The 17211-nt window shown below is 42.1% G+C and carries 15 protein-coding genes and 1 other RNA gene; 14 read left to right on the forward strand and 2 right to left on the reverse strand.

What is annotated here, in order from left to right:
• Positions 1-54 precede the first annotated feature (54 nt).
• The 14 genes from PHI47_RS12410 to rnpB all read left to right on the forward strand — a co-directional run bounded on the left by PHI47_RS12410 (position 55) and on the right by rnpB (position 14293).
• Positions 55-2250, forward strand: a complete 2196-nt coding sequence (locus tag PHI47_RS12410) for an NADP-dependent isocitrate dehydrogenase (protein ID WP_299937921.1) — start codon at positions 55-57, stop codon at positions 2248-2250.
• Positions 2251-2377: 127 nt separating this feature from the next.
• Positions 2378-3340 (forward strand): malate dehydrogenase, encoded by a 963-nt coding sequence (gene mdh, locus PHI47_RS12415; protein ID WP_299937924.1) that lies wholly within the window; start codon positions 2378-2380, stop codon positions 3338-3340.
• Complete coding sequence (fumC, locus tag PHI47_RS12420) at positions 3337-4728, forward strand: class II fumarate hydratase (protein ID WP_299937927.1); 1392 nt, start codon at positions 3337-3339, stop codon at positions 4726-4728. The genes mdh and fumC overlap by 4 nt, the downstream gene beginning before the upstream one ends.
• Positions 4729-4748: 20 nt before the next feature.
• The gene (gene sucC, locus PHI47_RS12425; protein ID WP_299937930.1) at positions 4749-5918 is read left to right on the forward strand and encodes an ADP-forming succinate--CoA ligase subunit beta; all 1170 of its coding nucleotides are present in this window, start codon (positions 4749-4751) and stop codon (positions 5916-5918) included.
• 3 nt (positions 5919-5921) lie between these two features.
• Positions 5922-6794, forward strand: a complete 873-nt coding sequence (sucD, locus tag PHI47_RS12430; RefSeq protein ID WP_299937933.1) for a succinate--CoA ligase subunit alpha — start codon at positions 5922-5924, stop codon at positions 6792-6794.
• Complete coding sequence (locus PHI47_RS12435) at positions 6794-7084, forward strand: cation transporter (protein ID WP_299937936.1); 291 nt, start codon at positions 6794-6796, stop codon at positions 7082-7084. The genes sucD and PHI47_RS12435 overlap by 1 nt, the downstream gene beginning before the upstream one ends.
• Before the next feature lie 58 nt (positions 7085-7142).
• Complete coding sequence (locus PHI47_RS12440) at positions 7143-7472, forward strand: 4Fe-4S dicluster domain-containing protein (protein WP_299937938.1); 330 nt, start codon at positions 7143-7145, stop codon at positions 7470-7472.
• Positions 7472-8620 (forward strand): 2-oxoglutarate synthase subunit alpha, encoded by a 1149-nt coding sequence (locus tag PHI47_RS12445; RefSeq protein WP_299937941.1) that lies wholly within the window; start codon positions 7472-7474, stop codon positions 8618-8620. Before PHI47_RS12440 ends, PHI47_RS12445 begins: the two co-directional genes overlap by 1 nt.
• Positions 8620-9474, forward strand: coding sequence for a 2-oxoglutarate ferredoxin oxidoreductase subunit beta (locus tag PHI47_RS12450; RefSeq protein ID WP_299937944.1), 855 nt, complete (start codon positions 8620-8622; stop codon positions 9472-9474). Before PHI47_RS12445 ends, PHI47_RS12450 begins: the two co-directional genes overlap by 1 nt.
• 9 nt (positions 9475-9483) lie before the next feature.
• Positions 9484-10047 (forward strand): 2-oxoacid:acceptor oxidoreductase family protein, encoded by a 564-nt coding sequence (locus PHI47_RS12455; protein WP_299937946.1) that lies wholly within the window; start codon positions 9484-9486, stop codon positions 10045-10047.
• Between the two features lie 429 nt (positions 10048-10476).
• The gene (locus PHI47_RS12460) at positions 10477-11415 is read left to right on the forward strand and encodes a diguanylate cyclase (RefSeq protein WP_299937948.1); all 939 of its coding nucleotides are present in this window, start codon (positions 10477-10479) and stop codon (positions 11413-11415) included.
• Complete coding sequence (locus PHI47_RS12465; protein WP_299937950.1) at positions 11408-11989, forward strand: SCO family protein; 582 nt, start codon at positions 11408-11410, stop codon at positions 11987-11989. Before PHI47_RS12460 ends, PHI47_RS12465 begins: the two co-directional genes overlap by 8 nt.
• Positions 11986-13917 carry an EAL domain-containing protein gene (locus PHI47_RS12470; protein WP_299937953.1) on the forward strand — a complete coding sequence of 644 codons (1932 nt, stop codon included), beginning with the start codon at positions 11986-11988 and terminating at the stop codon, positions 13915-13917. The genes PHI47_RS12465 and PHI47_RS12470 overlap by 4 nt, the downstream gene beginning before the upstream one ends.
• A gap of 44 nt (positions 13918-13961) precedes the next feature.
• An RNA gene (gene rnpB / locus PHI47_RS12475) (RNase P RNA component class A) lies at positions 13962-14293 on the forward strand.
• Between the two features lie 36 nt (positions 14294-14329).
• Here the strand turns inward: rnpB and PHI47_RS12480 are convergent.
• Positions 14330-15364, reverse strand: coding sequence for a site-specific integrase (locus PHI47_RS12480; protein ID WP_299937956.1), 1035 nt, complete (start codon positions 15362-15364; stop codon positions 14330-14332).
• 274 nt (positions 15365-15638) lie between these two features.
• Entirely contained in the window at positions 15639-16943 is a 1305-nt protein-coding gene (locus tag PHI47_RS12485; protein ID WP_299937958.1) for a hypothetical protein, read from the reverse strand.
• Positions 16944-17211 lie beyond the last annotated feature (268 nt).

Raw genomic sequence — 17211 nt, forward strand, 5'->3', positions numbered from 1 at the left:
ATGGCGAACGTAAGTGTTATGATGCTTTCATAAAAAAAATGACAGGAGAACCTGATGGCAAAAATCATTTGGTCAGTAATTGATGAAGCACCGGCACTAGCGACTTATTCGCTACTTCCAATCGTAAATGCATTCACACAAGCCGCAGGCGTTGAAGTTGTAACAAGTGATATTTCACTTGCAGGTCGCGTTATCGCTACATTCCCAGAACGTATGAGTGATGCTCAGCGTATCCCCGACAATCTTGCACAGTTGGGCGTTATCGCTACTCATCCTGATGGCAACATTATTAAACTCCCAAATATTTCGGCTTCTATTCCGCAGCTTAAAGCGTGTATTGAAGAACTTCAATCTCAAGGTTATGATCTTCCGTCGTACCCTGAAGAGCCTAAAACAGATGAAGAAAAAGAGATTTTCGGACGTTATGCAACCTGTCTCGGTTCTGCCGTTAATCCGGTTCTTCGTGAAGGTAACTCAGACCGCCGTGCTGCGGTTGCGGTTAAAAACTTTGCTAAGAAAAATCCTCACAAACTGCGTGCGTGGGATGAGGGTTCAAAAACTCGTGTTGCACATATGAACAGCGGTGATTTCTATGCAAATGAGCAATCCATTACGAAAAAAGGCGATGGCAAGGTTGTTATCGCTTTGAACGGAAAAACGCTTAAAGAGATCAATGCGGTTGATAGTGAAGTATTAGATGGCACATTCTTGAGCGTAAATGCACTTCGTTCATTTTATGAAGAAGCGATTGCTGAAGCGAAAGAGAAAAATATCCTTTGGTCGATTCACCTTAAAGCGACCATGATGAAAGTTTCTGACCCGATTATGTTCGGTCATGCCGTTTCTGTATTTTTTAAAGATGTCTTTGAAAAATACGCGGCAGAATTTAAAGAGATCGGTGTTAACCCAAATCTCGGACTTGGCGATTTGTACAAAAAATTGGCAAAACTTCCAGCCGATAAAAAAGCGGAGATTGAAGCGGCTATTATGGCGGTTTACCCGACTCAACCGGCTATGGCAATGGTTGATTCTGACAAAGGGATTACCAATCTTCACGCGTCAAATGACGTGATTATCGATGCATCATTGCCGGTTGTTGTACGTGATGGCGGTAAAATGTGGGATCCAGCGGGAAAAGTACAACAATGTGTTGTGACTATTCCGGATCGTTGTTATGCTACGATGTATTCAGAGTGTATTGAAGATTGTAAGAAAAACGGACAATTCGATGTAACCACAATGGGTTCTGTTTCTAACGTCGGTTTGATGGCTCAAAAAGCGGAAGAGTACGGCTCTCATCCGACAACGTTTGAATTAGCGGAAGACGGTGTCGTAACCGTTAGCGATGATAGCGGCGTATTGATGAGCTTCAACGTCGAAAAAGGGGATATCTGGCGTATGTCGAGAGCAAAAGATGTTCCGATCAAAGACTGGGTTCGCCTTGCGGTAGAGCGTGCAGAGATTGAAAACGTTCCGGTTGTGTTCTGGTTGGATGAAAACCGTGCACACGATGCTGAAATCATCAAAAAAGTGAACGCGTACCTTCCTGAATTCAATAAATCAGGGATCGAGTACCACATTATGGCACCAGAAGTTGCTATGGCGTTCTCTTTGAAACGTGTACGTGCCGGTCAAAACACCATTTCAGCAACGGGTAACGTTCTCCGTGACTATTTGACTGACTTGTTCCCAATCCTTGAGCTTGGAACATCGGCTAAAATGCTCTCCATCGTTCCTCTTCTTGCAGGTGGCGGTTTGTTTGAAACCGGTGCGGGCGGATCAGCTCCGAAACACGTTGAGCAATTCGTAAACGAAGGTCATCTTCGTTGGGATTCATTGGGTGAGTTCTTGGCTCTTGCTGAGTCACTTCGTCACATCAACAAAACGAAAAAAGATAACAAATTGACTGCTCTTACAGCGGCATTAGATGAAGCGAATGCGGCGTATTTGGACAATAACAAAGAGCCCTCACGTAAAGCGGGTGAACCGGATAACAAAGCAAGTCATTTCTTTTTGGCTCAATACTGGGCAAAAGCTTTGGCTGAACAAACAGTAGATGCCACTCTTGCGGCAAAATTTGCCCCTGTAGCTAAAGCATTGTCTGAAAATGAAGCTAAAATCATGGAAGAACTTCTCTCTGTAGAAGGAAAACATCAAGATATCGGTGGATACTACCATCCTGATATCGCAAAAGTGACGGCAGCAATGCGTCCTAGTGCAACATTAAATGCTATTATTAGCGCAATCTAAATGTTTAGATTCCGGTTCGCCGGAATCGTTTTTTATCTGTAGAGTCGCTCTATAGATAAAAGGCGATTGAATCGTCTTTTATTTCTTTATGAACGAGAAATACTGATATGACACAAGGAGCAGGAAAATGATAAACGGAAAACGTGTCGGAATCGTAGGGGCAGGAAATGTCGGATCGACGATCGCCTACTCACTTGCAATGCTTGGCTCTTGCCATGAAATCATTTTGCGTGATAACAAAATCGAAATTGCTAAAGGTAAAGCGCTTGATATGTCTCAAGCTGCTGCCGCTGTTCGATCACATTCCATAGTAACGGTTGCGGAAACTATGGCAGATATGACCGATTGTGATGTGGTCGTTATTACTGCGGGAAGTCCGCGCCTTCCGGGAATGAGCCGTGATGATTTGCTGATGATCAATGCTAAAGTAACCCGTGAAGTCATCGAAGGTGTAGCCAAATACTCTCCGAATGCTATCGTTATTATGGTATCCAATCCTCTTGATGCAATGACGTATGTCGCACTCAAAGAGAGCGGATTTGATCGCAGCCGAGTGATCGGTATGGCGGGAGTGTTGGACAGCGCTCGTATGGCGGCATTTATCCAAGAAAAACTCGGTTACGGCGGCGGACAGATCCGTGCATCGGTTATGGGCGGTCACGGTGATGATATGGTACCGTTGCCTCGTTATTCGACGGTTGCCGGCGTTCCTCTCTCGGATGTTTTGACACATGATGAGATTGATGAGATCGTACAGCGCACTCGAAAAGGGGGAGCGGAGATCGTAGCTCTTCTCCAAACGGGATCAGCCTATTATGCTCCTGCAAAAGCGACGGCGATCATGGTCGAAGCGATTTTAAAAGACACTAAACAAATCCATCCGTGTGCTGTTTTCCTCGAAGGCGAATATGGTTTCCATAATGTTGTCAGCGGCGTTCCGGTTATGCTCGGAGCTAACGGTGCTGAAAAAATTATTGAAGTGACCTTGAATGATGCGGAAAAAGAGATGTTTGCCGCATCGTGTGCATCGGTTCAATCGTTAATCGATACTCTAAATACAAACAATTTTTTTGAAGGAGCTAAAGCATGAGTTATCGTGTCGAAAAAGATACAATGGGAGAAGTTCGGGTTCCGAACGATACCTATTGGGGAGCGCAAACACAGCGTTCATTGGAAAACTTTCAAATCGGCGAAGAAAAAATGCCGTATGAAATTACACGTGCTTTTTCTCTTCTTAAAAAAGCGGTTGCATTGGTCAACTGTGACTTAGGGATGCTATCACGTGAGAAAGCGGATGCTATCGCTCAAGCGGCAGATGAGATGCTAGAAGGTAAACTCGATGCTCATTATCCGCTTGTGGTTTGGCAAACAGGTTCAGGTACACAGTCAAATATGAATAATAATGAGGTTTTGGCGAGCCGTGCAACCGAGATCCTCGGCGGTGATTTCCGTACCCAAAAATTGGTTCATCCAAACGATGATGTCAATAAATCACAAAGTTCAAACGATACCTATCCGACAGCGCTGCACGTTGCGGCGGTTATTGCGGTTGAGACTCGTCTTCTTCCGGCAATTGACCATCTTCGAAACACATTGATAAGCAAGTCGGTTGAATTTAATGATATTGTTAAGATCGGACGTACCCATTTACAAGACGCTACTCCGTTGACCCTCGGTCAAGAGATCAGCGGTTGGGTAGAGATGCTTAACAAATGTGAAAAAATGGCGAAAAATTCTCTCGAATCGGTTCGTGAACTGGCTCTTGGCGGTACTGCGGTCGGTACGGGGTTGAACGCTCATCCTGAATTGGGAGAGCGCGTTGCGGCAAAACTCACTGAACTCACAGGGCATCAGTTCGTTACCGCTCCAAATAAATTTCACGCGTTGACGTCTCACGATGCGTTGGTATTTGCGCACGGTGCATTGAAAGCACTTGCAGCGGATATGATGAAAATTGCCAACGATGTCCGCTGGTTGGCATCAGGTCCGCGTTGCGGAATCGGCGAGATCACGATCCCTGAAAATGAACCGGGTTCATCGATTATGCCGGGTAAAGTAAACCCTACCCAATCTGAAGCAGTAACAATGGTTGCGTGCCAAGTTATGGGTAACGATGCCTGTATCGGTTTCGCGGCAAGCCAAGGTAATTTCGAACTTAACGTATTTAAACCCGTTATCGCCTATAACTTTTTACAATCGGTTCGATTACTCGCTGATTCTATGAATTCATTTAACGATAATTGTGCCGTCGGTATTGAGCCGGTACGTGATCAAATCGATGCGTATTTGAACAACTCATTGATGTTGGTAACGGCATTGAACCCGTACATCGGATATGAAAACGCGGCAAAAATTGCTAAAACAGCACACAAAGAGAACTCCACACTGAAAGAGACCGCCATCAAACTGGGTCTCTTAACAGCCGAAGAGTTCGATAAATATGTCATCCCTGAAGAGATGACAAGACCAATAGCGTAAACTTATAACAGGAGGAATGGATGAATATTCACGAATATCAAGCAAAAGAATTATTCAAAAAGTACAATGTACCGACCTTGCGCGGTCATATTGCATTTACACCCGATGAGGCGGTAAAAGCAGCTCAAGAACTGGGTGGAAATATTTGGGTTGTTAAAGCTCAAATCCATGCCGGCGGACGCGGTTTGGGCGGTGGTGTAAAACTAGCTCGTTCGACTTCTGAAGTACGTGAAATGGCGGCTCAAATTTTGGGTATGCAGCTTGTAACGCACCAAACAGGACCGGAAGGTAAACTCGTTCAAAAAGTTTACATCGAAGAGGGTGCCGATATCAAAAAAGAGTATTATCTCGGACTTTTGCTTGATCGTGCACTTGAAATGCCGATCATGATGGCATCAACTGAGGGCGGTATGGCGATTGAAGAGGTTGCCCACAATACCCCTGAAAAAATTATCAAAGTCTCTATCGATCCGTTGACAGGCTTCCAAAGCTTCCACGGTCGCAAATTGGCGTTTGGTTTGGGTCTTCCGGTTGAAGAGATCAATACGTTTATCAAATTTGCATCTGCACTTTATAAAGTTTACATGGATCACGATGCAGAGATGATCGAGATCAATCCGTTGGTTAAAACGGGCGACGGCAAATTCCTGGCACTTGATGCGAAAATGGGCTTTGACAACAATGCACTTTATCGTCAGTCTCAGGTCAATGAAATGCGTGATTTGAGTGAAGAAGAACCGACTGAAATCGAAGCGGGTAAATTCGGCCTCAGCTATATTAAACTTGATGGTGATGTCGGTTGTATGGTTAACGGTGCCGGTCTTGCTATGGGTACGATGGATACGATCAACTATGAAGGGGGCCGTCCGGCAAACTTCCTTGATGTCGGTGGTTCAGCGAGTGCGGAAACCGTTGCAAAAGGGTTTGATATTATCCTCAAAGATCCGAATGTTAAAGCGATTTTCGTCAACATCTTCGGTGGAATCGTCCGTTGTGACCGTGTTGCAAACGGTATTATCGAAGCAACAAAAATTACCAATGTAAACGTTCCGGTTATCGTACGTCTCGATGGTACGAATGCTATCGAAGCGGCAGAAATTTTAAATAATGCCGGTATCGCAAATATCGTAGCGGCAACCGATCTTGCAGACGGTGCGCGCAAAGCCGTTGCAGCAGCTAAGGGAGAATAATTAATGTCAATTTTGGTCAACAAAGATACAAAAGTTATCGTACAAGGTTTCACAGGTAAAGAGGGGACGTTCCATGCAGAGCAATGTATGGCATACGGTACCAAAATCGTCGGTGGTGTTACACCGGGCAAAGGTGGACAAGAACACCTCGGACAACCGGTATTCAACACCGTAGCCGAAGCGGTTGCTAGCACAGGAGCTACCGTCTCTATGATCTTCGTTCCACCGGCTTTCGTATCCGATGCGGTTATGGAAGCGGCTGATGCGGGGATCACTCTTGCGGTTATCATTACCGAAGGTGCACCGGTAAAAGATATGATGTTTGCAAAAGCGTATGCTGTTAAGAAAGACATGATGACAATCGGACCGAACTGTCCGGGGATCATTACCGCTGAAGAGTGTAAAATTGGAATTATGCCGGGATTCATTTTCAAAAAAGGGAATGTCGGTTTGATCTCTAAATCGGGAACATTGACGTATGAGTCGGCAAACCAAGTCGTTAAAGAGGGATACGGTATCACCACTGCAGTCGGTATCGGCGGTGACCCGATCATCGGTTTGAGCTATAAACAACTTCTTCCAATGTTCGAAGCTGACCCTGAAACGCATGCGATTGTTATGATCGGTGAAATTGGTGGAGATTTGGAGATACAAGCAGCAGCTTATATCAAAGAGCACATCACCAAACCGGTTGTTGCGTTCATTGCAGGTCAAACTGCTCCGGCTGGTAAACGTATGGGACATGCCGGAGCAATTATCTCCGGCGGTGCCGGTACAGCGGCTGAAAAAATGGCTGCTCTCGAAGCGGCAGGGGTAAAAGTCGTTGTTTCACCTGCCGATATCGGTAAAGCGCTTGCTGAAGTGATGAAAAAATAATGAACACCGTCTTTGAGGTAGCCAATGTTCGTTGCGGCGGGTGCGCCAACACGATTACAGCTTCTCTCAAAGAAGCAGGGTGTAAAGAGATCTGTGTTGATCTCTCGTGCGAGCCTCGCAAAGTAACAGTCGATATTACGGACGAGGCGCAATTAGCACAAGTTAAGGCAATATTAAGAAGTCTCGGCTATCCTCTAGCAGGTGAGGAAGCAGGCGCTATTGATAACGCCACACTCAAGCTCAAGAGTTTCGTTTCTTGTGCCGTAGGTAAATTTACAACCGACAAATAAAGAAAGCGTGACGTGGGATTTTATTCCACGGTGTTCAAATTAAACCATAGGAGAACAGATGTTTAAAACGATTAATCCAGGTAACACCCCGGTATGGGTCAATACCGATAACTGTAAAGCATGTGATATTTGTGTATCCGTATGCCCATCCGGTGTACTCGGTATGCGTTACGAACGTACATCAACACTGGGTGCAATGATCTCTGTCGATCATCCAGAGGCATGTATCGGCTGTAACGAGTGTGAACTTTCATGCCCTGACTTCGCAATTTATGTTGCGGACAAAGCAGATTATAAATTTGCAAAATTGACCGATGAGTCTAAAGCACGTCAAGCTGCCGTCATCGCGAATAAATTTATGTCTTTAGACCAAGCAGGAGTGAAATAATGGCAAGAGAAGTAATTTCTACAGGTAACGAATTAGCTGCGCACGCAGCATTTGATGCCGGATGTATGTTTTTCGGCGGATATCCGATTACTCCTTCATCGGAAGTAATGCATGAAATGTCTGATCTTCTACCGACCGTTGGTGGAAAATTTATCCAAATGGAAGATGAAATCGCCGGTATTTCCGTTGCACTCGGTGCTTCTATGGCGGGAACCAAAGCGATGACGGCAACCTCAGGACCGGGGATTTCGCTCAAAGCGGAACAAATCGGTTTGGCGTTTATCGCTGAAGTTCCTCTCGTTATCATCAACGTAATGCGTGGTGGTCCATCAACGGGTCTACCAACACGTGTATCTCAAGCGGACATCGGTCAAGCGCAATACCCGACTCACGGTGACTACGCATCGATCACATTGTGTGCCGGTTCACTCGAAGAGTGCTATACCCAAACGGTACGTGCGTTCAACTTGGCGGAAAAATACATGACTCCTGTTTTCATGCTCTTGGATGAGACGGTTGGTCACATGCACGGTAAAGCGGTTCTTCCTGATTTGGAAGAAATTCAAGCGTCTATCGTTAACCGCAAACGTTTTGACGGCAAACCGGAAGATTACCGCCCGTATGATGTTCCTATGAACACACCTGCGGTATTGAACCCAATGTTCGAAGGATATCGTTTCCACTTTACGGGTCTTCACCACGGTCCGACCGGTTTCCCGACGGAAGATGCGGCACAATGCCAATTCAACATTGAGCGCCTTGTCGGTAAAATCGATGCTGTTTCAGCAGACGTCGGATTGGATGATGACGCCGATTATGAAGAGTTTATGCTCGATGACGCAGAAGTATGTTTGATCGCGTACGGAAGTATCTCTCGCGGTGCAAAAGAAGCGGTTATGAAACTTCGTAACGACGGTATCAAAGCAGGTCTTTTCCGCCCGATTATGATCTGGCCGAGCCCGGCGAAAAAACTCAAAGAGATTGGTCAAAAATTTGATAAAATCTTTGTAACTGAGCTCAATATGGGTCAATACCTCAAAGAGATCGAACGTGTAATGGGACGTAGTGATTTCACTACACTTCACAAAGCAAACGGTCGTCCTATCGCGCCGCTTGAAATGGTAGCAAAAGTTAAGGAGATGTTCTAATGGCTTTCAATTACGATCAATATTTACGTGTAGATAAAATGCCGACACTTTGGTGTTGGGGCTGTGGTGACGGTGTTATCCTTAAATCGGTTATCCGTGCCATCGACAAAATGGGATGGGATATGGACAAAGTATGTGTCGTATCGGGTATCGGTTGTTCTGGGCGTTTTAGCTCATACATCAACTGTAATACGGTTCATACGACTCACGGGCGTACGATTGCGTATGCTACGGGGATCAAATTGACCCGTCCTGATGCACACGTTATCGTTGTAGCGGGAGACGGTGACGGTCTTGCGATCGGTGGTAACCACACGATCCACGGTTGCCGTCGTAACATCGATTTGAATTTTATTCTTATCAATAACTTCATCTACGGTTTGACCAATTCTCAAATTTCTCCGACAACTCCACAGGGTATGTGGTGTGTATCGGCGCAAAACGGGAATATCGATCCAACGTTCGATGCGTGTAAATTGGCTATCGGTGCAGGTGCATCATTCGTAGCGCGTGAGACAATGCTTGATCCGAAAAAATTGGAAAAAGTGCTTGTAAAAGGGTTTTCACACAAAGGGTTCTCTTTCTTTGACATTATGTCTAACTGCCATATCAATCTTGGCCGTAAAAATAAAATGCAAAGTGCTATGGAAAACCTTGAGTGGATCGACAGTATTACGACTCCGTTGAAAAAATGGGAAGCGTTGTCACCTGAAGAGCAGTTGAATAAATTCCCTACGGGTGTATTGCGTGAAGTTGAGCAAGCGGAGTATTGTGAAATGTATGACATGGTCATCGCATCAGCACAGGGCAAACGCGGCAAAATCACGCAAGACGACTTTGCGAAAAAAATCTAAGGAGAAACCATGAGACATACGATACGATTTACAGGCGTCGGTGGACAAGGGGTTCTTCTCGCCGGTGAGATTATGGCAGCTGCTAAAATCAAATTGGGCGGTCACGGGCTAAAAACTGCTACGTATACGTCACAAGTTCGCGGTGGGGCAACGGTTGTTGATATCACCCTCGATGATAACGAAATTTTTTACCCGTATGCGAATGAGGGTGAGATCGATTTCATGCTCTCTGTAGCCAACGTAAGCTACCAACAATTTAAAAACGGTGTTAAACCGGGCGGAATCATCGTAGTTGAACCAAACTTGGTTCACCCAACCGAAGAAGATCGCCAAAAATGGATCATTGTAGAGATTCCAATCATCACCATTGCAAAAGAAGAAGTGGGTAACGTTATTACTCAATCGGTTGTTGCTTTGGGAATCACCAATGAATTCACGGGTGTACTTGATCCTGAAACATTGAGAGAAGTTATGCTTTCTAAAGTTCCTAAAAAAGTACACGATGTCAACAACAAAGCTTGGGCTTTAGGTATTCAATACGCTAAAGAAGCTAAAGCTAAAATCGGAATGTAATTTCCATTTTGTATGCGGTTCTATCCGCATATAATCTTCAAAAATCCACGACTCATCCATTTAAAATTTTTAGTCCTTATTCTTTTAAATTACCTAAAATCTTGTTAATAACAGTTTTTTACATTCTGTATGATAAAATTATTCATTATAAGAACATGGAGATAGATGATCCGATTCATATTCATTTTTTTACTTTTTTTTAGCATTATTATACAGGCGCAGACACAGCATAAAAAGCGTATTTTTATTTTGCATTCCTATTCGCAGGAATACAGCTGGACAAAATTACAACACGATAATTTTGTCCATTCGTTGCAAAACTTATATCGCTCACCGCTTGATATTTCCGTGGAATATTTAGATACCAAGCGTCTTAAATTTTCTAATGATTATCAATCCTTTTTTCTTGATTATTTACAAAAAAAATACATGGGCTATTCCCCGGATGTTATTTATGTGACTGATGACAATGCCTTGAAATTCTTTGTGAATAACCAATCAGCATTATTCTCTAAAACACCGGTCTTTTTTTCAGGGATTAATAATCTATCATTAGCCCATACCCTTGATGCTAACAAGTACGCTGGAGTATATGAAACCAAAGAGATTATCCCGAATATTGACCTTATCCGTCAATTTTCTCCTCAGACACGTGAAATATGGATTGTTGGTGATACCTCAAACACGTATCGTTCCATTGAAGCGGATATCCGTACCCATATTCGTCAATACCCTAAATATACGTTTCATTTTCTCTCTTCCGCACGTATAGATGAGATTATGGAAAAACTCCCAAATACGCCAAAAACGTTTGTATTATTGACAACAATCGGGGAGTTAAGCGATGCTAACGGTCGCAATTTGACACTGAAAGAATCGATTGAAATTTTAAAGCAAAACCGACATCTCATTTTGTGCAGCATGGAAGATGCTTATGTCCATGAAGGGGCTGTCGGCGGTTTCGTCACGAGCGGGGCTAATCAGGGGGCTGCTTCTGCGAGACTTGTATCGCGCTATTTGAAGGGTGAAGCTCTATTGTATATTCCATCTGTCATTAAAAGTCCGAATGTTTATATGTTCGATCGTAAAGGATTAATGGAATCACGTTTGATACTTTCAGAATACATTGCTCATAATGCAGTCATTTTACATGAAAAGAAAACCTTTTTTGAACGGTATCAGCAGAGTGTTTTAAATGTTATTTTTATCATTTTTATCCTTTTTGTCTTTTTATTGGTTATCAGTTTTTTTATTGTTGTACAAAAAAATACGCAGTTAAAGAAAAAGGAGGCTGAACTCGAAGAGTGTTCCGATGAATTAGCAATGATAAAAGAGAAACTTTTTTTAATAGAGCAGACAAATGAATAAAAAAATTATTCTGGCTGTTACTCTTTTTGTCCTCTTATTAATTGCTGTTCCTTTTGTGCAAGGATTGTTTTTTGCACAGCAAACGACGGGTAAAATTATGATCAATAAACCGATTAATGCGCCTTATTTAAAAGATACTAACAAAGATCTAACCTTGATTTTTTTTGGATACGTAGGCTGTGTCAGAGTATGTACCCCGATTTTACATCAACTGGATGATCTCTATGATTCGTCTGCGTTTGCACCTTTGAAACCGTTTGTCGGAGTATCGTTCATTAATTTGATGCCTGAATTGGGGACTAATCAGCCTCAAGCCTTTGCAGAATCATTTAATCCTCAATTTGAAGGTGTCTATCTCACCCAAAAAGAGCTTATGGGGATTGACAGAGAATTTAGTGTTTTTTTCTCAAAAAGTCTTTCGGAAAAAGGAGAAATCGATCATAGTGATCATCTTTATCTGATTGAGCGAGACAACAGTGGGTTAGTAGTTTTGAAAAATATATATACGACCCATCCAATCAATAAAGCATTAATTGTTTCAGATATCCAAAAATTGTTAAATGAGAAAAAATGAATAGTATGCTTGAGAACTTTTTTAAACTCCCTTCAATACCAAACTTTGCAGAAAAAAATTTTAAAGACCATTTTCTTCAAGCTGATAAAGTAATGCTTGTGCTGATCGGCATTCAGTGGTTTATAGCAACTTTTATCACCTCGATCAGTTACGATACCTATCTTTACGGCTTTTTCGGAGGAGGGCTGATAACCTTTCTTTTAGTGATCGCCTATCCCTTTTTCAAAGGGACACAAGTGATGCGTGCCCTTGTCGGAATTGGGATGATGCTATTCTCTTTAATCTATATTCAGCAACATCTCGGGCGTATTGAGATGCATTTTCATGTCTTTATCGCTTTGGCTATTCTTTCCATTTACAAAGATACGGTTCCCGTTTTTGTTGCTGCTGTGACAACGATAGTGCATCATCTTATATTTAATTATCTTCAATTTTATGAAATATCTTTGTTTGATATGCCGGTAATGGTTTTTAATTACGGGTGCGGTATGGATATCGTATTACTTCACGGAATATTTGTTTTTGCCGAAGCGTTGGTTATCGGATATATCATTAAATTGCAAATTGAATACGGTGTAGAGCAAAACCGTTCTGAAAACCAGATTCTGGGGCTGAATGAAGAACTGAGTTTTACGTCATTACATGATTCTCTGACCGGCCTGCCTAATCGCTATAACTTATATTCTCAGCTCAAACTGACGGTAGCCAATGCAAACCGCTATGAGCGTAAATTTGCCGTACTATTTTTAGATTTGGACCATTTTAAAAATATTAACGACACGCTTGGTCATAATGTCGGAGATACACTTCTTAAGGCCGTTTCACACAAACTGAAGTCAATGATCCGGGAAAATGATATCGTTGCCCGTATCGGTGGAGATGAATTTATCATTATCCTCAATGATTTTAATGACTTGGGGACATTGGAACAGGTGATTTCCAAAATACTGGATGCTTTTCATCAGGAATGGGTCGTACAAAAGCATTTTTTACGCCTCTCTACCAGTATTGGCGTTGCTATCTATCCGGATGATTCCCAAGAGATTAATGAGTTGATGAAGTTCGCAGATATAGCTATGTATAAAGCTAAAGCAGAGGGACGAGATCAATTTAGTTTTTTTACCGCAACATTGAATGCACAAGTGCATGAAGAGGTGAAGATTGCTCATGATATGCATCGGGCATTGGAAGATCACGAATTTGTACTGTATTATCAGCCGAAAATACATATCTCAACAGGTAAAATTATTGGAGCAGAAGCCCTCATTCGTTGGAAACATCACGAAAAAGGGATCATTTATCCAAATAGTTTTATCTCTATCGCTGAAAATACCGGGTTTATTTTAAAGTTGGGAACATGGATTATTGACGAAACGGTTGAGATGCTCAGCCGATTACAGCATGCCGGATATACGGATATTCATGTCTCGTGTAATGTTTCAACACGACAATTTCAAAATCTTCATTTGTATTCTGATATTGAGAATGCCATCTTTACCAATGGGATAAATCCTGCGCAGTTTGCTATTGAAATTACTGAAAGTGTTATGATGGAATATCTTGATGTAACTCTTGAGGTACTGAAAAAAATGAAAGGGTTAGGGATACATATCTGTATGGATGATTTTGGGACAGGATATTCTTCTCTCTCGTATCTTCGACGTTTTCCAATCGATTCACTCAAAATTGATAAATGTTTTGTGGATGATATTTCAGCCAATGAAAACAATGATCATATACTGCTGAATACAATCATCGCGATGGGACAAACCCTAAATCTCAATGTTATTGCAGAAGGGGTTGAAGAAGCATATCAAATGGAGTATTTGAAAGCAAGGGGTTGCGAATATTATCAAGGGTATTATTTTGCCAAGCCGGTTTCTGAAGATGAGTTTTTTGCATTACTTGAAAAAAATCGGTCGAGTTAAGTTAGGCGATAGTACTTTATAATCTAATATCTTTTATAATGCGACAGGTACAACAGGTGATAGCTTGGAACTAGTAATCCCAAGAGGTAAAGTCCGGGCTGCTGTAGGACACGGTTCCATCTAACGGATGGCCATGGTAACATGAGGGACAGTGCAACAGAGAGGAAACCGCCTCGTAAGAGGTAAGGGTGAAACGGCGGGGTAAGAGCCCACCAGTCTCACAGGCAACTGTGAGAGCTATGTAAACCCAACCGGGCAGCAAGAAACAGATGGTTAGCGTCCTACATCGCTATTGTTTCGCTAGAGGCTCAGAGTAATCTGGGCAGTAGATTAATTATCACTTCATCCAGAACCCGGCTTACGTTGTACCTATTTCTTTCAAAGTCCCTGTACAAGGGAGTTCCAGAGGTGTCTACTTTTTGGATTGTGCCAAAATTGTGCCAAAAAGATTGAAATCTCTACCTAAATCTATTGTATTAGAATCTATTATACTTGCATAGTGTGCAAGAGTGATCTTCGGACTAGAATGTCCTAACAATCCCGCTAATTCATTAATACTTACAATACCGTTTTGAAGCATCAAAGTTGCAAACGTATGACGTGCTGAATAAAGCTTCCGTTTTGGCAACTCACACTTCTCTAAAAGTGCTGGCCACATTCGTTTTAATTTCGTTGCATCGTCTATATCTCTAAATAAAAAGAGATGATCGCTTTTAATCGCTTCGAGTTCTTTGAGAACGAATGAAGGGCAGGGGATTTTACGAATAGAATTACGTGTTTTTGGAATATCAACACGTCCACGAGTACGAACCCGTTTTATATCGATCCAACCATCGGTAATATCTTTCGATTGCAATCCCAAAATCTCTTCTGGTCTCATACCCGTATGAAATGCGAGCATTAAATACGGTTTCAATATCCCCTCGGCACGTGAGAGAATAAGGTTTACTTGCTCTTTGGTAAAGTATTGGATATTCTCCTTAACGTCACCATGAAGCTTTATATTGGTTGCGGGATTAGTATTGAGTACACCATCATCGACGGCGAGTTCAAGTACCTCTTTGAGTACCGTTTTATAAGCACCCTTAGAGACCGATTTAATCGGCAGAGCGTTGATGTAACTCTTTACATCAAGCCGTGTGATCTTATCCACTTCCAAGTTCTTAAATTTTTCATTGACCTTTAGCCAGATCGGCTTCTTAACGAAGTAGGATCGGTTTGAGTCTTTGAGGGTTAGAAATATATCAAAGTAGTGTCCAAATGTCTTTGGCTTCTTTTGATGTATTTCACCTGTTACGATCATGGTTGATAGTTGCGGGAGGATCATTTTTTTAACGAGAGCACGATTTTCTTTTGTATCGTCTAGTCCTGTCCCTTTACGGACACGAACCCCGTCAACCATATAATCCATCCACAACTTTTTACCACGAACGAAGCTTCTCGCCATGGGTCTGTCCTTTCGAACAGAAATGCTATGCGTTGGAATTGTACCATGCTTCAAATTAGCAACCTGTTTAAAACAGATTCTACGCACTCATTGTCATGCATATCCGTAATCAGAGGATGCACCTTTGAAACATCGAAGCGGACGCATTTTCCGATAATAATATAGTGTTCATCTTTCTTGATATCAATAGTTCTAAAGCGACGGCGTAATGTGTCTGGATGAATATCATAATACTGTGCTAAATGAGGGAGTGATAGATATTTCATACACGAACCTAAAACATATCGGGGATAAGTTTCCGACGTTCTAACTCTCTGGTAAGTAATGCATGACGATGATCCAGTTCATCATATAAAGGAGTTCTTATAGGTGTACTGCTTATTTCTTTGGAAAGTTTTTCATCCAGATTCCATAATCCCTCATCACTGTACAATTTGAGATCATCTTCAAATGTCGGTTGCTCTTTGTGTTCCTCATGCAGATTTTTAATGTTCTGTCTTAGATCAAACTCCGCTTTGGCTTTTTGAAGCACATCGAGGAAGAAGAGCAGGGTAGGATCGTTGTTATGCACTAATAATCGTGTAATGACCTTTTTAATCGACTTCTCTGCATCTTGAAGCGAGTATCTAAAGCTGATCCGTTCTATCTTCTCCAATGGGGTATCTGTCTGCATAAATTCAAGGATTGAATAGTTTTCCTTGATATATTCCCAAATTGGTAATACATTTGCTCTCTTACGGTTAGGAGAGTTCAATTGCTTCTCACTGATACTTTCGGTGTCTATCAGCTTGATAAGGTCACACGAGCTTTTAAATAGACTCTCAGCACGTATCAGAGCATCATCTATCGTATCAATTCCGAATGTCTTTAGATATTCACGATGTAATTCAAACTCGACATTGAATATCGGCTCTTGCAAATCCATCCCATTAACTCCGAAATGGTTGTACATGATCTCCCGCTTGATCTGTGATGCGGTTGTCAGCTCTTTATGCTTATTGTAGATACGGAGTAAAAAAGGTTTCTTCCCGACATAGTACGTTTCAAGTTCGTAAGCATTTGAACGCTCTCCAATGTTCGCGGAATGATTTTGTTTTTTTGACAAAATCATTTCTTTTCTAAGATAGCTGAAATCATGTTGGATGAACATATTGAGATCGATCCGTGTAACTGGAAACACTCTCATAGTGAACTCACCTAAGAATTTCTTGTTTACGTACTCTATAAGCGATTTTAAGCCAAGAGTATAGATTCCTATAGCATTGAGTTGTATTCGTATGTTATGAATGTTCATAGCCTTCTCAGGGTCTTTAAAACCTGATCGAAAGAAGTCATGATTGAACCAATGGAAACCGTCTCTACCCATACCGCTGTAAACCACATCGATTCCGTTTATCTTTACGATGATGTCATTATCAGCGTACTGATAGTTAAGAGATTTAAAATAGGCTTTCTTATCTTCGATTTGATTTATGATGTCCTCATATAACCGATCATAGAAAGCACCTGATTGTGCAAAGTAATAGAGTGCATCAATACCGCTTGCGAAGGGTATGTTTTTGACATGACTATTTTGCATAGGGTTTTCCTTTCGACGATATACGTCATTTGTAAATTAAGAGAGGAGAGAAATATTTTATGACTTATGTCAGGGGGTGTTACTAGAACCCCCTGAGTAAAAAAGCGCATAGCTAACGGCATCGAGCCATACGGCGGCATAGCTGTAAATTTCACTCCCATGTTTCCAGTCATTTCACTTTTATGTTTCCACCCGTTTCACAAACATGTTTCCACCTATTTCACTCGAAGTTTCCATTTGGAAGCAGTGCGTGAAACGAATAGGAGTT

The sequence above is a fragment of the Sulfuricurvum sp. genome, from assembly GCF_028713855.1.
Classification (GTDB): Bacteria; Campylobacterota; Campylobacteria; order Campylobacterales; family Sulfurimonadaceae; genus Sulfuricurvum.